General features: G+C 48.2%; 17 protein-coding genes. 5 read left to right on the top strand and 12 right to left on the bottom strand.

The annotated features are described in order from the left end of the window. Nucleotides 1–12: 12 nt before the first annotated feature. Entirely contained in the window at nucleotides 13–186 is a 174-nt protein-coding gene (locus ATY38_RS16230; protein ID WP_176492768.1) for a hypothetical protein, read from the top strand. A gap of 6 nt (nucleotides 187–192) precedes the next feature. Here ATY38_RS16230 and lspA read toward each other — a convergent pair whose 3' ends face one another. The 3 genes from lspA to ATY38_RS09350 are packed head-to-tail and all read right to left on the bottom strand — an operon-like array spanning nucleotide 193 to nucleotide 4,501. Further along, nucleotides 193–681 carry a signal peptidase II gene (lspA, locus tag ATY38_RS09360; RefSeq protein ID WP_062559062.1) on the bottom strand — a complete coding sequence of 163 codons (489 nt, stop codon included), beginning with the start codon at nucleotides 679–681 and terminating at the stop codon, nucleotides 193–195. A gap of 33 nt (nucleotides 682–714) precedes the next feature. Beyond that, entirely contained in the window at nucleotides 715–3,513 is a 2,799-nt protein-coding gene (gene ileS / locus ATY38_RS09355) for an isoleucine--tRNA ligase (protein WP_062559061.1), read from the bottom strand. Between the two features lie 19 nt (nucleotides 3,514–3,532). After that, nucleotides 3,533–4,501, bottom strand: coding sequence for a bifunctional riboflavin kinase/FAD synthetase (locus ATY38_RS09350; protein WP_062559060.1), 969 nt, complete (start codon nucleotides 4,499–4,501; stop codon nucleotides 3,533–3,535). 403 nt (nucleotides 4,502–4,904) lie between these two features. Here ATY38_RS09350 and ATY38_RS16865 point away from each other — a divergent pair, with 403 nt between their 5' ends. The 4 genes from ATY38_RS16865 (at nucleotide 4,905) to dapE (ending at nucleotide 10,818) form a co-directional block, all read left to right on the top strand. Next, nucleotides 4,905–5,852 (top strand): calcium-binding protein, encoded by a 948-nt coding sequence (locus ATY38_RS16865; RefSeq protein WP_062559059.1) that lies wholly within the window; start codon nucleotides 4,905–4,907, stop codon nucleotides 5,850–5,852. A gap of 298 nt (nucleotides 5,853–6,150) precedes the next feature. Then, nucleotides 6,151–8,265, top strand: a complete 2,115-nt coding sequence (ovoA, locus tag ATY38_RS09340) for a 5-histidylcysteine sulfoxide synthase (protein ID WP_062559058.1) — start codon at nucleotides 6,151–6,153, stop codon at nucleotides 8,263–8,265. Further along, a complete protein-coding gene (locus ATY38_RS09335; protein WP_062559057.1) occupies nucleotides 8,262–9,443 on the top strand; it encodes a MalY/PatB family protein in 1,182 nt (393 codons plus the stop codon). Before ovoA ends, ATY38_RS09335 begins: the two co-directional genes overlap by 4 nt. Before the next feature lie 172 nt (nucleotides 9,444–9,615). Then, nucleotides 9,616–10,818 (top strand): succinyl-diaminopimelate desuccinylase, encoded by a 1,203-nt coding sequence (gene dapE, locus ATY38_RS09330; RefSeq protein ID WP_062559056.1) that lies wholly within the window; start codon nucleotides 9,616–9,618, stop codon nucleotides 10,816–10,818. Between the two features lie 82 nt (nucleotides 10,819–10,900). On the opposite strand, the gene hslU is transcribed toward dapE, so the two are convergent. From hslU to ATY38_RS09285, 9 genes are all read right to left on the bottom strand, one after another. Then, nucleotides 10,901–12,232 (bottom strand): ATP-dependent protease ATPase subunit HslU, encoded by a 1,332-nt coding sequence (hslU, locus tag ATY38_RS09325; RefSeq protein WP_062559055.1) that lies wholly within the window; start codon nucleotides 12,230–12,232, stop codon nucleotides 10,901–10,903. Nucleotides 12,233–12,344: 112 nt separating this feature from the next. After that, complete coding sequence (gene hslV, locus ATY38_RS09320; RefSeq protein WP_062559054.1) at nucleotides 12,345–12,866, bottom strand: ATP-dependent protease subunit HslV; 522 nt, start codon at nucleotides 12,864–12,866, stop codon at nucleotides 12,345–12,347. Nucleotides 12,867–12,945: 79 nt separating this feature from the next. Beyond that, on the bottom strand, nucleotides 12,946–13,839 hold the full coding sequence (gene xerC, locus ATY38_RS09315) for a tyrosine recombinase XerC (protein ID WP_062559053.1): 894 nt from the start codon (nucleotides 13,837–13,839) through the stop codon (nucleotides 12,946–12,948). Beyond that, complete coding sequence (locus ATY38_RS09310) at nucleotides 13,823–14,533, bottom strand: DUF484 family protein (protein WP_335337897.1); 711 nt, start codon at nucleotides 14,531–14,533, stop codon at nucleotides 13,823–13,825. The genes xerC and ATY38_RS09310 overlap by 17 nt, the downstream gene beginning before the upstream one ends. A gap of 14 nt (nucleotides 14,534–14,547) precedes the next feature. Further along, nucleotides 14,548–15,375: a diaminopimelate epimerase gene (dapF, locus tag ATY38_RS09305; RefSeq protein WP_062559051.1), complete on the bottom strand. Its 828-nt coding sequence runs from the start codon at nucleotides 15,373–15,375 to the stop codon at nucleotides 14,548–14,550. Between the two features lie 3 nt (nucleotides 15,376–15,378). After that, nucleotides 15,379–15,909, bottom strand: coding sequence for a GNAT family N-acetyltransferase (locus ATY38_RS09300; RefSeq protein WP_235590239.1), 531 nt, complete (start codon nucleotides 15,907–15,909; stop codon nucleotides 15,379–15,381). A 179-nt stretch (nucleotides 15,910–16,088) separates the two neighbouring features. Beyond that, a complete protein-coding gene (locus ATY38_RS09295; RefSeq protein WP_082633024.1) occupies nucleotides 16,089–16,781 on the bottom strand; it encodes an SCO family protein in 693 nt (230 codons plus the stop codon). Between the two features lie 21 nt (nucleotides 16,782–16,802). Further along, complete coding sequence (locus tag ATY38_RS09290; protein ID WP_062559050.1) at nucleotides 16,803–18,644, bottom strand: multicopper oxidase family protein; 1,842 nt, start codon at nucleotides 18,642–18,644, stop codon at nucleotides 16,803–16,805. Nucleotides 18,645–18,784: 140 nt separating this feature from the next. Next, nucleotides 18,785–23,614, bottom strand: a complete 4,830-nt coding sequence (locus tag ATY38_RS09285) for a peroxidase family protein (protein WP_062559049.1) — start codon at nucleotides 23,612–23,614, stop codon at nucleotides 18,785–18,787. Between the last annotated feature and the right edge of the window lie 268 nt (nucleotides 23,615–23,882).

Genomic DNA, 23,882 nt, shown 5'->3' with positions numbered 1-23,882 from the left:
TAGGAGTTTAAGATGAAAAACAGGTGGATGCTGAGAGTAATTTCTTTATTGATGGCGGTAACACTATTACCCGGTTGCTGGACATTGGCTGCTGTGGGCGCAGGTGCTTATGGTGGATATAAAATGAAAGAACATGGTTATACCTTGCAAAACCCTATTACCAAAGAGAAGAAATCGGGAAAGTAAAATGTGTTATTTGATTTTTCTTTGAATACCTTCTGTCTTATCTTTTCTGAAACTTTCGACAATCATCAACACTGCACCGATAAAAATCGCAGAATCGGCAACATTGAAAGCGGGCCAATGATAAGCGCCGATATAGAAATCCAGAAAATCGACCACATGGCCCAGTGTGATGCGGTCATACAAATTACCCAGCGCACCGCCTAAAATCAAACTCAATGACAAGCAAAACAACCGCTCATGTTTGTACCTATTGAGCAGGTAGACAATTAATAGTGCTGCACTGCTTGCAATACCACTGAGGAACCAGCGTTGCCAGCCGGATTGCTCGCTCAGAAAACTGAATGCAGCACCGGGATTATAAGTAAGCACCAGGTTAAAGAAGCTGGTCAGCGGAATGACCTGACCGAATTCCAGCGTAGACTCTATCCAGTATTTACTTGCAAGGTCCAGCACTAAAATAACGAAGGCTATACCAAAACTGATGTGAAGCTTCATAGCGTGAGGTTTCCAGTAAATGATCGTATGGTTTTAAGCATAGTTGCGTGCTTCCCCGTTGCCATAAAGATTGGAAACGCAACGCTCACATAAAGTTGGATGATCCGCGTGATGCCCGACATCCTGACGGTAATGCCAACAGCGTTCGCATTTTGTGTGGGTACTGGACGTCACAAAAATACTTTCCTGCTGCGAATCATTGACCTGTATCAGGTTGACTGCAGAGACAATGAGCACAAAACGTAAATCGTGATGCAATGAGCTAAGCAAAGTGAAATCCTCGGCGCAGACACGAATCTCCACCTTCGCCGCCAAAGAAGAACCTATTTCTCCCTGAATACGGGAATCTTCCAGTTTCTTCAATACTTGCGAGCGCAATGCACGTATTCTAGCCCAACGCTGTTGCAGATGTTCGGCATCAGGCTGCACCGGAAAGTTATGCCAATTGTGCAACAGTACGCTATCTTCGCTATCGCCCGTCAGATGTTCCCAGACTTCTTCCGCAGTGAAACTCAGAATCGGCGCAAACAAACGTACCAGGCAATGGGTAATATGATGCAGCGCAGTTTGTGCCGAACGGCGAGGCAAACCTGCCGCTGCTGCGGTATACAGACGATCCTTGAGAATATCCAGATAGAAACCGCCCAAGTCTTCAGAGCAGAAATTATGTAGCTTATGGACCACTTGATGAAATTCATAGCGGTCATAACCCTGTATTAAATCTTCCTGGAATGCCGCTGTTAACGCCAGCATATAACGATCAATTTCCAAACACTCCGCGATATCAATCGAATCCGTTTGCGGATCAAAATCCATCAGATTAGCCAGTAAAAAACGTAGCGTATTACGAATACGGCGGTAACTCTCAATGACCCGTTTTAGAATTTCTTCGGAAATGGAGAGCTCGCCGGAATAATCGGTGGACGCAACCCACAAGCGCAAAATATCGGCGCCGGAAGTATTTATCACTTTTTGCGGCGCGATCACGTTCCCTTTCGACTTGCTCATTTTATGACCATTCCCATCCACCACAAAGCCGTGCGTGAGCAGCGCTTTGTATGGCGCACGATCATCAATCGCACAGCCAGTCAGCAAAGAAGATTGGAACCATCCACGATGCTGATCGGAACCCTCCAAATACAAATCAACCGGGAATGTAAGCTGTGCATCTGCTTTAACAACCGTGTCGTGCGTGGTGCCGGAATCAAACCAGACATCCAGGGTGTCGGTTAGTTTTTTATAATCCTTGGCTTCCTCACCGAGCAATTCGGATGCTTCCAACGCAAACCACGCTTCGATACCTTGCTGTTCCACCTTTTGCGCTATCTGCTCGAGCAATTCAAGTGAGTGTGGATGCGGCGCATGCGTGTCCTTATGCACAAAAAAAGTCATCGGAACACCCCAATTACGTTGGCGTGATACGCACCAATCGGGGCGGTTCTTGATCATTGCTTCCAGACGTGCCCTGCCCCATGTCGGATAAAATGCCGTGGTGTCGACCGCCAGCATAGCCAGTTCACGCAGCGTTTTATCCTGCGTAGATGCAGCATCTGTCTTATGCAAATTCATGCCGATAAACCATTGCGGCGTGGCACGAAAAATAATGGGGGTTTTATGGCGCCAGCAATGAGGGTAACTATGCTCTATCTTTTTCAGGCAAATAAGATGCTCACTGCTTCTGAGCGTATCGATGATAATGTCGTTGGCCTTCCACACAGACAGCCCGCCTACCAGAGGGATGTGTGCAACAAATTGTCCATCGCCTCCAACCGGGCTATCACTCGGCAAATTGTAATTTTGTCCGACGAAATAGTCATCCAAACCGTGTGCGGGCGCCGTATGCACAAGTCCGGTACCGGCTTCCAACGTGACATGCTTGCCACAAATTATTTTTACCACTCGCGGTTCAAACGGATGCTGCAATAACACATGCTCCAGTGCCTGGCCTTTGCACGTGGCCAGTGTTTTACCGCTCAAGTCATAGCGCTCGAGACAGGCCTGCTTCAGTTCACTGGCCAGTATCAATAAGCCTTTTGTTGTTTGTACCAGTGCATAATCAAATTCGGGATGAACACAGACGGCCTGATTGGCAGGCAATGTCCACGGTGTAGTGGTCCAGATAATGGCATAAGTTTGGACATTTCCAGGAACAGAGACGCCAAATATTTTGTTAAGTAACGGATGCGAGGATGAAACTGCAAAACCCACATCAATGGCGGGTGAGGTTTTATCTTCATATTCCACTTCCGCTTCAGCCAGTGCGGAGCCGCAATCGATACACCAGTTAACAGGCTTCTGGCCTTGATACAGATAACCCTTTTGATAAATTTTTCCCAGGGCACGAATAATGCCGGCCTCTGTTTTAAAATTCATCGTAAGATAAGGATGTTCCCAATCACCCAGCACGCCCAGGCGGATGAAATCGCTTTTCTGGCGCTCCACCTGTTCTTGGGCGAAAGCACGGCAAAGTTCGCGCACTTTATCGGCTGGCAAATGCTTGCCATGTTTTTTCTCGATCTGGTGTTCTATCGGTAAGCCATGACAATCCCAGCCGGGAATATAGGGTGCATCAAAGCCGGACAAGGTTTTGCTTTTGATGATGATGTCCTTGAGGATCTTATTGACCGCATGACCAATATGAATATCACCATTGGCATAAGGCGGGCCATCGTGCAGTATGAACTTTGGGCGCCCTTTGCTGGCAGAACGAATTTTCTGGTACAAATTCTTTTCTTGCCACGCTTTCAACATACCGGGCTCGCGGCTGGCGAGATTGCCGCGCATCGGAAAAGGCGTATCAAGTAAGTTTAAGGTTTTCTTATAATCAATCATGAAAGTTACAATGAATAAGTTAAAAAACGCCGCACAGGCGATTAAAATGAGTAGGCGCCGTCATAAAAAATTCTTTGGCTTGCGCGACATCTTTTTCAATCTGCCGTACAAGCGTGCTGATATCCGCATATTTTTCTTCGTTACGTAATTTGTGCAAAAAATCAACCTGCAAGCGCTGTCCATAAATTTCATTGTTAAAGTCAAACAAATGTACTTCCAATACAGGCTTGCCATTTGCATGAATTGTTGGCCGTACCCCCAAACTGGCAACACCGGGTAGTGGAATCTCCGGTGACGAAGGATTGGCGCCATATACCGACACGACAAAAATGCCCCTAAGAGGCGGATTATGTCTCAGCTGGATATTTGCTGTGGGAAACCCAATCTGCCTGCCTAATTTGTCGCCATCTATAACGCGACCACTGATATTATAGGGCCTGCCCAATAATTTTCCGGCTTTATCCAAATTACCGGTAGCCAGTGCCTGACGAATCGCAGAACTGGAAACACGCTGATTATCAACCAGAACACTCGGCATGACTTCCACCGTAAAGCCATTCTCTGCAGAGCGTGCTTGTAGCATGGCAGAATCACCCGCGCGGCATGCCCCAAAACGAAAATCATCGCCTATCAGCAGCCAGCGGACATGTAATTTCTGATTCAGAATGTGCGTGATAAATCGTTCCGGGCTGAGTCTGGCAAAATCAGAATTAAAACGACAGATAGCAATACAATCGATCCCCGTCCGAATTAAGCCATTCATTTTTTCACGCAAACCGGTCAAGCGTACCGGCGCCTGATGGGGTGTAAAGAATTCTCGCGGATGCGGCTCAAAAGTCATCACACAAGCGTGAAGTCCAAGCTGATGGGCAGCATCCTTTAAACGGGCAAGCATCGCCTGATGGCCTACATGGACACCATCAAAATTACCTATGGTAAGCGCAATCGGCGTCTTAGCGTGTGCCGATATCCTGCGCCAAATATGCATGGGATAAGCAGGGACCAAAAATTAGCAATTCTAACGTGTTTAAGGCGATCAGGTCTAGTTCGCGTTAGATCAATTGTCGTCTTGATTTCGTTTAGCGGTTGAGGGTTCTGCCTATGAATTTGTCAATTTATATTGCGCTGTGATTTTTCGCACAAATAATCCAATCACACCTGATTATTATGCGAATGTAACTCGAATTATTTTTCCAGAGCCGTGTATTCTTATCCAAGAACATCGAGTTATGCAATAGTCACAATATCGTCATGGATTGTGGTTATACTTACTGAGTGGTACGGTCAAAAGAAATAAACATCTGCTGATTTTGACGTAGCACTTAACCAATAAAATACTTGCAGTATGGGGCTCTTTATTTAAATTTCTCAACAATTTGCGAGGTGAAAAAATGGCAATCGTTAACGGTACAAACTTTAATGACAACAACACAGTTCAATTCAATGGTGTTTTTTTTGAATTGTTTCCACAATTGGACGGGACCAATGGCAATGATACGATCTCCGGTTTCAATGGAACCGATATTCTTCGCGGCCTCAATGGAAATGATGTATTAAACGGCGGCGCAGGTGCTGATAATATGGACGGTGGCGATAACAACGACGTTTACTTTGTTGATAATCTTGGCGATGTGGTGGCAGAAGTTTTCAATGATGCATTAGGAGGCATCGATTTGGTAAATTCTTCTGTTACACACACTCTGGGGTTTGGCATCGAAGACCTCAATCTGACGGGTGCCGCCATCATTAACGGTACAGGTAATGAGAATGGAAATAAAATCAATGGCAACTCAGCCGCTAACATCATCAACGGACTAAACGGCAATGATCGCCTTTTCGGCCTGGGTGGCAATGATACTTTGAATGGGGGGTTAGGCAACGATAATTTGGCCGGCGGAGATGGCAATGATATTCTGCAAGGCGGATCCGGCAACGATATCTTGCGTGGCGACAACGGTGATGATATTTTGGCTGGGGGGCTGGGTAACGATACGCTTTTTGCGGGTCTCGGCGCTACCGATCACTATTTGTTCAATACCGCATTGAATAGCGCGACCAACGTGGATACCATCATGGGTTTTTTTGCACCTGTTGACACCATTCGATTGGACAACGATATATTTACCAGTCTTGGCGCGCCAGGAGGCATTGCTGCGGGTAATCTCAAAATCGGCCCGGGTGCAGTCGCAACAGATGCTAACGATTTCTTAATTTACGACACCACCACCGGCGCCTTGTCGTATGACGCCAATGGCAATGGCGTCGGTGCAGCAGTTCAATTCGCTACGATCGCCGGCGTTGCCCCGTTATCAGCAGCTGATTTCTTGGTTGTTCAATAAGAAATCAAGAGATTCATCTCTAGCAGTACTTTACAAGTCAGACTCTATTACACCAGGGTTCTGACTTGTATCATCAAAAGAAATACTCATGCGATAAGGATTCGCTCTAAGCGGGCAACCAATCTGTCGGATTGCTAATTTATTCCGCTCTACCACAACTTCTAGTCACACTGCACATCTCGTGCGCCGCTTCTAAAATTGTCGGTAAATTGACAATTATCCCGATTGAACATGATCTGAAATGCGTGAGGCGTTATAATACCCGCCAAAGAATTGAATAATCCGTTAAAAATACGTTATGTCACGACCCTTATTCCCAAGAACACCGCTGCTCGATGGTGATGATATCAGTCTAAAACGTGAGGAAATACGCCATTATTTTCACACCACGCTGGATCGCTACGAGCAACTATTCGAAACGCTGCGTAATGACGAAGCATATTATAAGAAACCAATTACACTGCGTCATCCCTTGATTTTTTATCTGGGCCATACTGCAACCTTTTTTGTTAACAAGCTGATTCTTGCCGGACTTATCACCGAACGTATCGATTCCCGCCTGGAATCCATCTTTGCCGTGGGTGTCGATGAAATGAGCTGGGACGATCTGAATAGCACACATTACGATTGGCCCAGTGTCGAAGAAGTCCGCACTTATCGAAAATCCATGCGCACTTTGGTCGATGAACTGATCAGCACCATGCCGCTGACTTTGCCTATCTCCTGGGAAAGCGACTGGTGGCCGATTCTGATGGGTATTGAACACGAACGCATCCATCTGGAAACTTCTTCGGTACTGATCCGCCAGCACGCGTTACATTTTGTGCAGCCGCATACGGATTGGCAACCCTGCCGCAAATCCGGCACGGCGCCGCAAAATGAATTGGTTCACGTTGCTGCCGGTAGCATAACAATCGGAAAAAATAGAACCGATCATCAACATTATGGCTGGGATAATGAATACGGCTTACATACAGCGGATGTCCCGGCATTTCAAGCGAGCAAGTTTCTGGTCAGCAACCAGGAATTCTTACCTTTCGTTGAAGCCAATGGCTATCAAACTGAAGGTTATTGGCAGGAGGAAGGCCGCTCCTGGCTAAAATTCACGCAAGCAGAACACCCGATATTCTGGATCAGAAAAGACGATTCATGGCACTTGCGCCTGATGACCGAAGAAATTCCGATGCCATGGGATTGGCCGGTTGAAATCAATTATCACGAAGCAAAGGCATTTTGTAACTGGAAAGCCGCTGAGACAAAACAGCCGGTGCGGCTGCCTACTGAAGATGAATGGTATCGGCTCTATGATACTGCACAATTATCCGAAGTACCGAGAGATACGAAATCCTGCGGCAATCTGCATCTGGATTATTATGCATCGAGTTGTCCGGTCACAGAATTTCCCTATGGTGAATTTTTCGATATTATCGGAAACGTCTGGCAATGGACAGAAACACCCACTTATCCTTTTTCCGGCTTTGACGTGCATCCGTTATATGACGACTTCACCACACCGACATTTGACGGTCAGCATAACTTGATCAAAGGCGGTTCGTGGATTGCCTGCGGCAACGAATCGCTGTACAGCGCACGTTATGCCTTCCGTCGCCATTTCTTCCAGCATGCGGGCTTCCGTTATGTGGTGTCGGATGCGCCGGCAACACTGCCGGCTTCCAATTACGAAACCGACAAACTGCTGTCGGAGTATGCAGAATTTCATTATGGCGACAGCTATTTCGAGGTACCCAATTTCTCCCAAGCATTAGCCGAAATTGCGCTCGCAGCCATGGGAAACAAGCCCATGCGCACCGCGCTGGACTTGGGTTGTGCATCCGGCCGCTCCACCTTTGAGTTAGCGCGTGGTTTTGATCATGTCACGGGTATCGATTTCTCCGCGCGATTCATCGGCCAGGGCGTACAACTGTCACAACAAGGTGTACTGCGTTACACCTTAACTGAAGAAGGCGATCTGGTTTCCTATAAGGAACGCACGCTATCCGATCTGGGGCTTGATCAGGTCAAAGGTCGCGTAGAATTTTATCAGGGCGATGCATGCAATTTGAAATCGATTTTTACCGGATATGACTTAATACTCGCGGCCAATCTGATCGACCGCCTGTATGATCCGGACAAGCTGCTCAGCAGCATTCATACGCGCATTAACACCGGCGGCATGTTGATGATTGCGTCGCCCTACACCTGGCTGACCGAACATACCAAGAAAGAATCCTGGGTAGGCGGTTTCAAGCGCGATGGCGAAAATTTCACCACATTGGATGGTTTGAAAGAAATTCTCGGCAAAAACTTCCGCCTGATACAAGGCCCGCAGTCCGTACCTTTTGTCATCCGTGAAACCAAGCGCAAATTCCAACATACCTTGTCGGAAGTCACCATCTGGGAGAAAATTTCTTGAATCGTGGTTTTGACTTTGACCACGAGATCAACCGCGCAGCAACTCACAGCGTCAAGTATGACGGTCGGCAAGCGATGTTCGGCAGCAACGCGGTCATCCCTGCGTGGGTGGCGGACATGGATTTCGCCGCACCGCCTGCAGTCACCCAGGCACTGGTAGCGCGTGCCAAGCACCCGATTTACGGTTATACGCTTTTTCCCGACAGTTTATACGATGCACTGATTCACTGGATGCAGCGACGACATGGCTGGAGCATTCAGCGCGACTGGATTATTCCGTGTCCCGGTGTGGTGCCCTCGATCAACGCCGCCATAATGGCATTCACCCAGCCCGGTGAATCGGTCATTATTCAACCACCGGTATATTTTCCTTTTTTCTCGGCTGTTACACAAACCGGACGGGTGTTGATCCAAAATCCGCTCATTCTGCACAATGGCCGCTACACCATTGATTTTGATCACCTGGAAGACTGTGCCCGCAAAGCAAAACTGCTGTTGCTATGCTCGCCCCATAATCCGGTGGGCCGGGTGTGGCAACCCGATGAGCTGGCACAGCTGTCACAAATTGCCGAAAAACATGATTTAATCATTTTTTCTGACGAAATTCACGCCGATCTGGTTTACCCTGGCAATCAACACCGTGTTCTCGCCGCAATCGCAGAAGGTGACACTGAAATCATCACGGCAGTAGCGCCCAGCAAAACCTTCAATATTCCCGGATTAAACCTGTCGGCATTGATTATTCCCGACGAATCCATCCGCCGTGCCATAACACAAACATTCAACAACTTTCACATCAGCGCATCCAATCCATTCAGCATCGCTGCGTTTGAAGCCGCCTACTGCGAAGGCGAAGAATGGCTGGAAGCGCTATTGATTTATTTGCGTGACACGCGCGATTGCGTTACAACGTTCTTGACCCAGCAGTTACCGAAAATCAAGGTAATCCAAGCTGAAGGTACTTATCTGTTATGGCTGGATTGCCGCGCAATGAACCTGACCGACGCGCAGCTAAAGCATTTTTTTATCCATGCAGCAGGCGTCGGCATGAACCCCGGTATACAATTCGGCAAGGAAGGCAGCGGGTTTATGCGGCTGAATATTGGTGCGCCGAGGAAAACGATTCTATCGATTATGCAAAGGATTAAGCAAGCCTGGCACACTGAAGGTTACCTTTGAAAATCCATATTTGCCAGCATCCGCTCCGCGGATGGCCTCTTACCTGCCGCATCACAATACGTTGTTGTTCACAAAAAAATGTTTACTTACCTATCAATTATAGGTAAAAGCATCAAAAACAGAAGCAATCCGGAACCTAAAAAACATCAACTCCCCAACTTAGGAAGAAATTATGCCCAACGACACACTGGAACTCGCACAAACACTGATTGCCCGCCGGTCATTTACTCCTGCCGATGATGGGTGTCAGCAAATTTTAATCGATCATCTGGAAAAACTCGGCTTCCATATTGAAAAAATGCGTTTCGGCAATGTCGACAATCTTTGGGCCCGACGCGGTAACACAACACCCCTGCTTTGCTTCGCCGGACATACTGATGTTGTGCCCACCGGACCACTGGAGCAATGGGACAGCGATCCATTCATACCCACCATTCGCGAGGGACGCTTATACGGGCGCGGTGCTGCTGATATGAAATCATCACTGGCAGCCTTTATTACCGCGATTGAAACCTTTCTGGCCCAACATGCCCAGCATCAAGGATCCATCGCATTATTGATCACTTCAGATGAGGAAGGTGTTGCGATCGATGGTACCGCCAAAGTAGTCGAAACGCTTAAAGCACGCGGTGAGTTACTCGATTATTGTATTGTGGGTGAACCGACGTGTACAGACAAGTTGGGCGATACGATCAAAAATGGCCGCCGCGGCTCCTTATCCGGAAATCTGACCATCAAAGGCATACAAGGACATATCGCCTATCCGCATTTAGCCAAAAATCCGATTCATCTGGTTGCTCCAGTGATTGCGGAGCTTGCGAATACGGAATGGGATCAGGGCAATGAATTTTTTCCACCGACAACCTGGCATATTTCCAATATCAATGCTGGAACAGGTGCCACCAATGTGATTCCCGGCACTCTCAATTTATTGTTTAATTTCCGTTTTTCCACCGCCAACACGGTCGAGGCGCTCACAACCAAAGTGCATGAAATCCTTGATAAACATGGATTGGATTATGAATTACAGTGGGAACTCTCAGGGAAACCGTATCTCACCCCCAAAGCCGAATTAGCCGATGCGATAAGCGCCGCCATTACCAAAGTCACTGCTGTCGAGCCGCAATTGTCCACCTCAGGTGGCACTTCGGATGGTCGGTTTATCGCAGATATCTGCTCCCAGGTGGTTGAATTCGGTCCGCGTAACGCAACCATTCACAAACTGAATGAGTATGTCGATGTCGATGACCTTGAACAACTCTCGCGAATTTATCTGTTGACCATGGAAAATTTACTGTCCTCGGAAAAGGAAACAAATCAAACCCATTCAGACAGCTTCTTAGATAAGCTGAAAAAATATTTTTCTTTTGAATAAAAGTTCGATTAAAAAAAAACCTGCGGTTTTACCGCAGGGTTTCCGGAAGGTTGAGACTACCACTGACAGCGGCAAGAAACGATCACAACACATATCTTGCCAAATCCTCGCTCTGCGACAAATCCTTAAGACGTTCATCAACATAAGCCGCATCAATGATCAAGGTTTCACCGCTATGTTTAGGTGCATTATAAGAAACCTCCTCAAGCAGCTTTTCGATCACGGTATGCAGGCGCCTGGCACCAATATTCTCAGTCTTACTGTTAACAGAATGGGCAATTTCCGCCAAGCGTTTGATCGCATCATCGCCAAATTGCAATGTAACACCCTCGGTCGCCAATAGTGCTTCATACTGACGCGTGAGGCAAGCATCGGTATTAGTCAGAATCTGCTCAAAATCACTCACACTCAAGCTGCCCAATTCAACACGGATAGGAAAACGCCCTTGCAGCTCCGGAATCAAATCGGAAGGTTTTGACATATGAAAGGCACCACTGGCAATAAACAGAATATGATCGGTATTGATCATTCCGTATTTAGTGGAAACGGTGGTACCTTCCACCAAAGGCAGCAGGTCGCGTTGCACGCCCTGGCGTGAAACATCCCCGCCGGCATTGTTTGCCCGGCTGGCAATTTTGTCTATTTCATCCAGAAACACGATACCATTCTGTTCTACATTCTGCAGGGCGGAAAGTTTCAGCTCCTCGTCATTGACCATTTTCGCAGCTTCTTCTTCCAGCAGTATCTTTTTTGCTTCGCGAATCGTCAATTTGCGGGTTTTCTTTCTCTCACCGGTCATATTCTGAAACATGCCTTGAATTTGTGAGGTCAGATCTTCCATTCCCGGCGGCGCAAAAATTTCCATGCTGGCGCGTGAAGCCGCTACTTCGATCTCAATTTCCTTATCATCCAACTCCCCTTCGCGCAGTTTTTTACGAAACTTTTGGCGCGTCAAATTATTGTGGTCTTCAGGATTCACTGGCGCTCCGAAATCCCTGGAACCCGGCAATAGCGCATCGAGAATACGATCTTCCGCATGATCTTCCGCAAGCGGTTGCTTCTTGCGGGTTTCTCTTTCACGTGACTCTTTCACTGCTGTTTCCGCCAGATCACGAATAATTGAATCAACATCACGCCCGACATAGCCAACTTCAGTAAATTTAGTGGCTTCGATCTTGATAAAAGGCGCATTTGCGAGCTTGGCCAGTCGGCGCGCAATTTCGGTCTTCCCTACACCGGTTGGCCCGATCATCAGAATATTCTTCGGTGTGATTTCCTGACGCAGAGGATCAGCGACCTGCTGGCGGCGCCAGCGATTTCTCAGCGCGATCGCAACAGCCCGTTTGGCTGAGTCCTGGCCAATAATATGTTTGTCCAGTTCGTGAACAATTTCCTGCGGGGTCATTTGTGACATGGTTTCAGATTTTGTAATAGATGTAATGTAAACACCGGTCTAAGCTATCGATCCAACAAGTTAATAGCCTAAACCTTCGCATGGATAAAAATTCTTTTGCTTAGCGAGAAATTCAATCGATCATTTCGATAATATGATCCTGATTGGTATAAATACAGATATCACCTGCAATGGTCAGCGCTTTTTTCACGATTTCTTGGGGGGGTAGATCCGTATTTTCCAATAAAGCACGCGCGGCGGCCAGTGCGTATGAACCACCGCTACCGATCGCGGCTATACCCAGCTCAGGTTCGATAATATCGCCAGCACCGGTAACAATCAGCGTTGCCTCTTCATTGGCCACCACCAGCATAGCCTCCAATCGGCGCAAAATACGATCGGTACGCCAGTCTTTGGCCAATTCAACCGCAGCACGCATGATATGCCCATGATGAGCTTCCAACTTCCCTTCAAACCTTTCGAACAAGGTAAAAGCATCGGCGGTTCCACCGGCAAATCCGGCCAGAATTTTGTCATGATAAAGCCTACGGACTTTACGGGCGCTGGATTTGGCCACTACGGCACCAAGCGTTACCTGGCCATCGCCACCCAATGCAACGTGATGGCCACGCCTTACTGAAACAATTGTTGTCATGAAATTTCTTATTGCGTTACAAAATTCGATTATAACGTATAAAGCCTAGCCAATTTTGTTAGAAAAACCCTATCGGGGTTTAATTTCTTTTCTTGGCTCGTGGATGTGCAGCATCGTAAATCTTTGCCAGATGTTGAAAATCAAGATGGGTATACACTTGAGTGGATGTTATATGGGCATGCCCAAGCATTTCCTGAACTGCACGTAAATCACCACTGGATTGCAACACATGGGAAGCAAACGAATGCCGCAAAACATGCGGATGTACATTTTGGTGCAGGCCCTGCTGTCTCGCCCTGCTTTTCAGTCGATAAGCAATAGCGCGCATACTGATCGCATCACCGCGTTGGGATAAAAAAAGTGCAGTAACATTCGGTTTGATAATCTGCAACCGTAACGCCAACCACGTTGTTATCGAGTGCAGCGCATATTCGCCTACCGGAACAATGCGGGCTTTGCCGCCTTTGCCCAGAACCCTGACTGTTCCTTCCGCAAAATGAACATCCTCAGGCCGAAGCTGCGTCAATTCCGCCAGCCTTAAGCCGGAGGAATAGAATAGCTCAAACATGGCGCTATCGCGGGCCAGCAAAATATTCTCAACGGGAAATTGCAACAGCCGTGTAGCCTCATCAGGTGATAGGGCATGTGGTAATTTCTGCGGGGATTTGGGAACACGCACCGCATGGCAAGGATTATGCTGAAAACCGTGTTTACGAATTAAAAAATTATAAAAACCACACCAAGCGGATAACATTCTAGCCAAACTTCTGCCGCCAAGCCCTTTACCGTGAAGTTGCGCAATCGCTTGACGGATATTGGGTGATTGCACCTGCGCTAAATCATCCGTACCCAGATGCTTCAACAAAGCGCGAATATCACGTGCATAGCTTTTACAAGTCAGCGGCGACAAGCGTCGCTCATAAGCCAGATGATCGATATAAGCAACAGCTCGCAGTTCAGGAGTGCTGGTCATCGATCACATTCTGCTGATCGGCCAAACCACCCACGGTTTCGGCCTGGTCGTAACGTGTCACGGTAGTGCACACCAATTCCCCTAACCGTTTCAGATGCAACGTTCCCATTTCAGTATAAAACCGCTCGGCATCAGGACTGCCCAGAACGACTAAACCAATGGTTCGCGCAGTATTCAAAGGAATCATCGCAAACGAGTTGAGATGCTCGGCACCCTCTCCGAACCATTGCTTGATTTCATCCGCGATATGATTACCGCAATAGGGTTGCGGCAGACTCTCGGCAATGGTACGCACATCCTCGCTGACAGAAGTGAATTCAGCATTGGATTTTGCGGCATTAGCAACATTCCAGAGCCGCATGGCCACTAGTGGAATAGCAAAATCCTCTTTCAAACTGAAGTACAGGGCATGGAACAATTCATCGATATTCGAAACAGAAAGCAAAGCGATTACCAAACGATGCATCTTCTCTCCGATCGCATCGTTTTCTTCACCAAAGCTGATCAGCTCCAGCAGCTTATCCTGCAGTACCCGGTTTCTTTCCCGTAATGCAATGATTTGTCTCTCATTGAGCGAGATTACTTTTTCATCCTGCGGGTGGGAGATTTGAAGATCCGCCAGCAAATCAGCATACTGATTGAAGAACTGCGGGTGTTCCTGCAAATACTGTGCAACTTCTTCCGGTTTCATCATAGTTCCTTGATTGATTACAAATTAATCTCACCTTCAAATACCGTGACTGCCGGTCCGGTCATCCAGACCGGCTCACCGTGACCTTGCCAGCTGATTGTCAACTCACCGCCTTGCGTACTCACGACTACCTGACGATCCAACAAACCCAGATTGACGCCCGCCACGACAGCAGCACACGCGCCTGTTCCACAAGCCAGCGTCTCACCTGCGCCACGCTCAAATACGCGTAACTTGATATGATTCCGATCAATCACTTGCAGATAACCCACATTGACCTTATTAGGAAAACGCCGGTGCTGTTCAATCAACGCACCTTCGGTTGCCACCGGTGCACGCGCGATATCTGTCACCACACGCACAGCATGCGGATTCCCCATCGACAATGCACATATTGTAACCGGGCTATCCGGTAATTCAAGTTGGTAAGTCAGTGCGCATTGGTCAGCAATAAACGGGATCCGCTCCGGTTCGAATATCGGTTTTCCCATATTCACCGTGATATTTCCATTATTTTCCAGCCTGGGTGATATCACACCGCTCAAAGTTTCGATATGGATCTCACTATTTTGCGTCAAACCATGATCATGTACATAGCGCACAAAACACCGTGCTCCATTGCCACACTGCTCAACCTCGCCGCCGTCGGCATTGAAAATACGATAGCGAAAATCTGCCTGGCCCTGCGCTTGTTCCACCAGCAAAAGCTGATCACAGCCAATTCCGAAATGCCGGTCCGCAAGCCGGCGAATTTGCTGCCGGTCAAGATTCACCGCTTGATTGATACCATCCAAGACCACAAAATCATTTCCCAAGCCCTGCATTTTGGTAAATTTTAATTTCATCGATCACGTATTCCAACGGCTCATATCTGTCAGCGTCATCAAAAAATCATTCATCACGAAACCTCCCCCGATATCGACAACACTATCCCCCGCAATTTCAAACCCATACTGCTGATAAGCTGCGATAGCGCTATGGTTGCGTTTATTGACTGTGAGTATCAGGGACTGCAAATCGTTACTTCGCATGAGGTTAACTGCATCCGCCACTAGCATCGCCCCATAGCCTTTGCGATGATGATCACAATGGACATACAGTTTATCAATTTTCAGCTCATTTGGCTGCCCGGTAAGCATACAGCAGGAAAAACCTATAATGGTCCGATCCAGAATCAGCTTCCTCCACCAAATAGTTGGATCCTTGAGCTGGTTCTCAATCAGTGTTGGCTCATATCGTTGCGTCAGCATATAGTCAATCTGAGCCGTTGAAATAATAGGCGCATAATGATGTTGCCAGATTGTTCGCGCCAATGCAGCAATCTCTGAGACATCCAATGATGTTAAAGGCAATACTTGACTGACTTGGGGCAATTTCAAATTAATTCAAAACTTGAAGAAACTATACCGCACATTATTCAGCGGCATTCATGAAAATCCATGACTAATGATAACCGAGTTATCGTGAAGCCTAATGATCGTAAAAACGGCAACGGGATAACTTTTGGAAACAGCCACTCCACCAAAATAGCGGAATGGCTGATGAATCGGCTTAAAACTTAAGAATGCATCGGCTCGTAGGTATGCACAACCTTTGGATCCAGATGATTGATGGTTGCCATGATTTGAATCGGATCAGACAACGCGGGCGCCATGCTCCAGCGTTTACGTTCATCATTGCCAATGCGCACCATGCCGGTATGATTTTCCTTGATGTTATCCACGTCTTCCTCGACATCATAAAAACCCAGCCGGTAGCGGATCAACTCGATATCTTCCGGCGCGCCCGTCAGAAATTTCCAGCCATCCCGAATGCCATAGCGCTCAGCATATTGCTTAAGCAATTCCGGCGTATCCCGCTTAGGATCCAACGTGATGGAATACATGAAAACATCACGCCCCGCACGCTCACCCAGCATATTTCGCACTTCTCTCAAATTCGCCGTCGATTTCGGGCAAATGCCGGAACATTGCGAATACATCATGTTGATCGCAACCACTTTGTCGCGGATCAGGTCGTCATAAAACTTTACCGCCTCGCCTTCATGCGTATACAACGTAACGTTCGGAAACGGCGTGGCGCTATCCGCCGGTTTGTATTTTCTGATATTGGGATTGAGCGCGGGTTGGTTCTCAGTGAAACTCAGCTTCTGCCAAGCCGAATTCAGTCCAATCAGACCCAACGCCGCCAATCCCATGCCGGCCAGTATTTCCCTGCGTGAACCCACGGGTTCATTATTTTCTTTATTCATGATATCCCCCTCTCTCTTTTCTTAGCCCAAGATATCCCAACGCACCATCATGGCGTTATCCTCATGGATCGTATTGTGGCAATGCATCACATACTTACCGGGGAAATCCCGGAACCGAATAAATACTCTTATTTTCTCATTAGGTCCCAGTACGTACACATCCTTGCGTCCTCTCTCATGTACAGGGACAGTCACTTCAATGCCATTCACATAACGTTTCAGGATATGCCCTTCTTCGAAATGGATATGCACCGGATGACTCCAGCCGCCGGACGGATTATCCAGTTCCCAGATTTCAAAGCTGCCCAAGGCCATATGCGCACCCGCGGAACGGGCGTTCATAAACTTGTCATTGATCGCCCACATGCCGTTTTTGCGCTCAAAGCGCCAGTACCTGACCGGTGCAGTCGCGATTTCCGTAGCGGTCGGTCTGCGGATCGGGCGCAGCTTGGCCGGAACCTGACTGACATCCGGCTCATCCGGCTCGCGATCAACGATAATCTTGAGCACCTTCATTCCCGGCCCTTTGACACCTTTGGGTCCGCGCGAACTGGTTTGCTCCCAGCGGTTTACCAGGTACAACTCGGTACCCAGTGGATATGCAGAAAAATCCACTACGATATCGGCACGCTCGGCCACGCCCAGACGGACATTCTTGCGGTTCAGCAACGGCTTAGGCAGTAAATTACCATCGTTGGCGATATAGGTGAAAGACTGTTGTACATTGTTGGCCGTAACCAAATGAAACTGATAAAAACGTGAAGGTCCGGCATTGAGTAACCGCAGGCGATACTTGCGGCTGGCTACTTTCAACACGGGCTCGATCTTGCCGTTGACCGTTACCTTATCGCCTAAGGTACCTTCCGAATCCAATTCATTGAAGACTTGTATCGTATTCGCATCAAAGCGCTTATCCTGGAATGCCAACGGATAATCATAAGCACCGCTGGGCAATCTTAAAGCTGCCGGATTCGGATCATGCTCGTCATTTGAATCCAGCTCATCGTAGATTAAATAAAAACCGGCCATACCACGGTTAGCGTTGGAAGCGGTAAAATCCAGGCAATGATCGTGGTACCACAACGTTCCCAGCGCTTCGCGCTTATCGCCGCCCACGGGATTGCTCGGACTTTTTGGGAACTCATCGTACCCCGCATAGACGTTGGGATAAAAATGATCCTTGAATTGACCCGGACCATTCAAAGTAGGTCCGGCTTTGGTTGCACTGAAATAATCACCGGGGAAACCATCGCTCTCCGAAGGCGTATGCAAGTTATGCAAATGCAAGCTGATTTCCGGCGTGCCAAAACCGCTATGATTCGCAGGTAAATCGTTGTACAAACGCAAAATAACGGGACGCCCGTAACGTGCACGAATCACCGGATTCGTATAACCATCTTTACCTACGTAATTCCACACCAGTTGTTTTTCGTAATCCGGATGAAACTCATGATCGGCAATTGGTGTAGCACGCAGCTCATAGGTATCCGCCTGCCCAGGCTGAAGCGGGTAATCTGCAATACCAAAGAACTCTTCCCAGCGTTGATGGCTGGCACGTCCGCATTCTCCATCCGCAGTGCGAGGATCGCATAGCGGCGGATAAGTGCCACTGGCCAGATCGGTTTGCTCCAGCGACTCAATCGCTTCCGGTAACTCTTTCTTCCAGGGCGTAGTGCGCGGGCTGGGTGGTAACGATTCATCTTCCGGAAGTAACTGCGCCGAACTTTTGCGAGAAGTTAAAATGGCCGGTGCGGCCAGAACCGCTGCGCCCGTTGTTTTAAAGAACGCACGCCGCGATTCATTGGAAGGAGAATCCGAATCAGCGGTGTTACCCCGATCGGATTCATACTCTCCATTTTTCATGATAATACCCTCCTACTCTAAAATTATTATTTAAATTCACACTTTGGGTGCGTCTTGATTATGTATAGGCCCTGTCAAACTTATATTGACATCCATCAAATAAAAGCAATTTTGATGGATGTCACTCCCTTCCCTGGTGCTTACAGCACCAAGTCTCCCCCAACCAGCGTTGGCGCTCCAAATAACTGAATTTCGAACTCAGCCGCAGCATTTGCATTTATGTTGGCTTGCAACAGCCCTGAGCCAGAGTCGTAACGTACCTGTCCGCCGCCACTGAACGCGGCATTTCCGATAAAGATAAATGCTTGATTACCGGGGAATGCAGCCAACACATTCGCATCGATCGCGCTCAGGTCGATGGTATCGATTCCCGTTTCAAAATCCATGATGGTATCTCTATTGGCCGGGTTGGAATGACCCACAGCTGCAAGATAATCAAAGATATCCGCATCTGCTCCGCCTATCAAAGTATCGGCACTCGGCCCGCCAATCAGCGTATCGTCACCATTACCACCATTGAGTATATCGATGCCCGCTGCGCCATTCAGCGTATCGTTGCCATCACCGCCATTCAACGTATCGAGACCGGCTCCGCCGTTAAGCGTATTGTTGTTACTGTTACCGATAATAATATTGGCTAAACCATTACCGGTACCATTGATTGCATCTCCTCCGGTCAATGTGAGGTTCTCTACGTTGGCAAGAAGCGTATAAGTCACCGAGCTTTCGACCGTATCGATACCTTGATTAAGCAACTCGGTAATCGTGACCGGTAAATTGCTAATTACATACGTGTCGTTATCCAAACCGCCCCGCAGTGTATCCGTACCGCCCCCGGCTATCAGCGTATCGTTACCTCCCAGACCGGTGAGTAAGTTGTTGCTGGCGTTGCCGGTGATCACGTTAGCCACGTTATTACCCGTGCCATTAGCTGCAGTACCGGTAAGCGTCAGGTTCTCCAGGTTGAGACCCAGTGTATAGGTCACCGAGCTTTCAACAGTATCGGTACCACCCGCAGCACCGGCAAGTTCTACAATCGTATCGGTCGTGGTATCAACGATATAGGTATCGTCATCCGCACCACCATTCAGGATATCCACACCATCCAAACCATCCAGCGTGTCGTTGCCAGCCAAGGCTATCAGTACATCATTGCCAGCCGTGCCGACCATGTTATCGTCGCCGTTAGTTCCGACAGTGACAATCCTGTCTGCAAACTGCAGCCGCTCAACGTTACGAACTCTGTCACTACCTTCGTCGTCCGTCGCAGGATTAGCATGATCGACGAATATAGTGCCCGTGGAATCAACATTCACAACATAGTTAGCAAATACATCCTGATACACTGCGGTATCGACGCCGGTACTGTTTGATAAAATCTCACGCACAATCACCAATTGATCGGGGCTGTACGTGCCGTTCTGCATCGCAGTACGCAGCGCAGGCGTCATATTGGGGAAGCTTGCAACTTGCGTTGCAGGGTTATTGGGATCGGTACGGACGCTGATGCGGACATTCAACCAGGCATCACCATCGATAATGTCGTCACCGCCGCGGCCTTCAATTGAATCACTACCGCCACCACCAATTAAGATGTTGCCGGAGCTGAAACTCGTAGCTCCATCCAGCAACGCACTCAACCCACTGATCATGCCAATCCGTTCAGCAGCCGTATGCGTTCCGTTGAGTTGATTGACGTTATCCAGCGCGTTGTTTTGCCCGGTGACTGGATCTACCAGCTCCAGTTCAACGTTGGTACGATCGTCACCTCGTATGATGTCGTTTTGATTCCATCCCGATGCAGCTTCAACCAGATCGAAACGATCAGCGGTATCTACAAAGGGACCTGGAACAAGGAGTCTGGCCAAATCAATATTTGCAGCCACTGTGCTGCCAACATTCCCAGTCCAGTCAAAGCCGCTGGCGCCATCGTTCCGATCGGCACCAGCCAAACCCATCATAATATCATCGCCGCCTTCGCCAATGAATTCGTCGAGACCGCCACTACCCACAAACATATCATTGCCGCGAATCGGATCACGATTGAACGGATCAAAATTGTCACCGGTAGAACCATCGGCTGTTCCGGTTTGAATCCAGTCATCGCCTTCATTTCCCTGCATGACTTCATTCGGCGCATTGCCGAAAATGAAATCGTTACCCGGACCGGCAAACACTTCCGAGATATCATTGCCCGTCACCACAAAATCGTCGCCGGAGCCACCTAAAATCAAATTAATACCGGCACCGCCGTTGATCACATCGTGACCATCGCCGCCTTTGATATTGTCGTCACCCGAGGTATCGGTGATGATGTCATTGCCATCGCCGCCATTGAGTGAATCGTTACCTGCATTGCCCTCAATACGATCATTACCGCCATCACCCCATACCGTGTCGTCACCAATACCCGCACGCAGCCTGTTCACACCATCCGTACCACCCATCACGATATGCTCTCCGCCGTTATAGCGAATGGTATTGGGGCCTAAAGAAGTGTCTCTTCTAAGAAGCGCAACTTCGTTATAGGGTGTATCAGGATCATTGATGATCGGTCCACTGGGGTTTTGCGCACCTGCTTCAAAGGTATAAGTCGGGGTCGAGAACACATCGAATGGCAGATGTTTCACATCCGGGAGATTGCGCATGATCATCTCAGCAAAGGAGTTTTCTTCCAGTTGCGTGAGGAAATCAAGTCCGGCGGTACGCGCCAGATAGTAAAAACGATCGCCGTTCTGCAGGTTTTCCATTTGGGTTTCGAACACAAAATTAAACGTTGAACCCAATAACCCGCCAAAAGGCGCTTGCGCCTCAGCCAAACCGCCAATCCAGAAATCGACAGAATCCAAGCCGGTATTGGCCGTGGTGAAGCCATTGTCGCTATTCATAAAATCACTATTGTTATCTATGAGATCCTGCGCTGCGGCACGTTTATCCGCGTTGGTAGTAGCAGCAGCGATGCTGGGATGATTGCCATACGCGGCAATAAAATTAACCAGCGATTCAGGGTGTCTGAGTTCCGCGCCAAAATCGTTCCAGCTGACGTAAGGCGCCACGGCACTCAGGCCACTATCATCAAAGAACATGCGGCGCGCATCGTTCAGCCCGGGAATACCGGTATCGCGAGCACGCGTCATGTTGATCGTCGGCAAATCGAGCGGCAATCCAACAAGATTATTGCGCAAAGCCTCGGTGACAAATTCATCGATTTCATTACCGACTTGTTTGGTCATGCCTCTCACCACCGCTGCGGCAGCATCAAGGTTATCCGCATAACCGTCGGCAAACTCCACCGGATTCAAGAATGCCTGAATCAATCCAATATCATCGGTATTACCATCTGCATCCGTTCTGGCTACGGTTTCAGTCAGCATCGAATGACCGAAGCGATACACCACATGGGCAAACTCGGCCATGATGGCAGGATCGATCGTGCTGTCATAACCGATGAAGACATCGACATTCGGTTGCACCTTGCGGGCAAATTCCTCGAATACCAAGTGTTGATACTGCATTTCAGTCGCAAACCGCGCGGCTTGGAACAATTTCTCGCCATCCCACTGATTACCGGGTAACTTCCATTGGTTAATGAATGCAGGGTCCCCGCTATCCGTAATCAAGTCTTTGATCTCTTGAATTTTCCGATTATGCTCAGCATGAAATACGGTGTGTACTGTGGTCAAACCGATATTTTCATTACCGCGGCCATCACCGGTAATAAAGTGCGCGTCGAGTAACTCACCATCGTATTCACCTGCTGCAGGCAGGCCAGGATTGATGACATTATCACCATCTTCTGTCTTCATGCTGCCATTGGAATTGCGTGGTGCTGCATTGTGCGCAATATCATCCAGGAAAGCATGGCCGGTGCGAACCACATTCGCTGGAATGTTTATCCCCAATCCACCATTAGCCGTCGGATCACCTTCAAGCAAATTATTTCCCGGCAGCACCAATTGCGCATAACCATTGGGACCAGGAATAAACTTGCCATACGTATCAGTTGCCAGTAGCGGCAGATTCGTTACATCAACATCGGTCAGATTCAGACCCAGCATGGTATGAGCTTGTGCTTTAATATCGGCCCAAGTTGCAAGACCACCCAAACCACCGGAACCTTCCAGCAAATTACCGGTTGAGACCGGATCACCGGTGTTTGGATTGATTGCATATTCACGCAAAAACACCTGATGGGAAGGATGCGAGGTATAGGTCTGATTCTGATCCACAAACGGCGTTGTCTGGTTAATGTGATTGCGGCCATCATCACTAGTACCTATGACACCATCGTTGCCGGGCAAATTGGTCGCCCTGGTCAGGGTCATGAAATTAGGCGCACCCGGCGTAGGATCAAATAGCGGATCGTCCGGTTGCAGTGGAACAAAAACGGTACCGCTTTGGCCCTTATTTACCAAATCCAATCCGTGATCAAAAAACTGGCCAAACAGCGTAAACCACGAATTGAACGGTGCTGATAGCCCTTCATCGGGTGTCGTATTAGGGATGAAGAAAGTTTCAAACGGTGTGCCATCGGCGCGAATCCCTTCGACTGGATCGGCACCGTCATTAGCGATCACGGCGGCAGGATTGGTGGCGGTCTGATCCACAATCAGATTACTGATCAAACGCGGTTGCGAATCAAATACCAAGCCTGATGTTTGACTATAGTTTGTCGAGCTGCCCACTGGCTGACCCGGGCTCCCAAAACCTGCAGGCACATTCTCTCCAGGTCTGAATTCAGGCGCCAATAAACGCGGAAACACCCTATCTGCCGCTCCGAACAAGCTCTGGCCATCTTCCAGATTGTTATAGGTGCCATCGACATTGCGCATACCAAAAGGCAGCAACGGATCACCCACAAGTCCTGGCAATGCGTTGAAAGTGCCTGATTGCTGCGCGGCGGAATCTGCATCAGCAATCGCTATTTGCTGAAGTAGAAAATCTAGATCGGTTCTGCTGAAATTTGCCATTTTATCTAACTCCCGTATTTATTTATAAATCGAGCAAGCTAAACACTTCCTGCACTGTGCTGACTTACTACACTTAAATTAATAATTCTTAATAACTCTCTCTTAAATTTGAGAGAAAAATATTATTACTGACGCCCTATCCCTCCAAATCAGATGTATTCTGTTACTTGACAGACTACCCAACATCAAATTGAACACTCTGATTTATTGCGAAATTCTTACCCTCTCGTAATGTTGTTTTTGTCTATCAACAGAATGAAGTGCCATA

It is taken from the genome of Nitrosomonas ureae, from assembly GCF_001455205.1.
GTDB classification, from domain to species: Bacteria; Pseudomonadota; Gammaproteobacteria; order Burkholderiales; family Nitrosomonadaceae; genus Nitrosomonas; species Nitrosomonas ureae.
The sequence above is the reverse complement of the archived record's forward strand: the minus strand, read 5'-3'. Positions and strand labels throughout refer to the sequence as shown.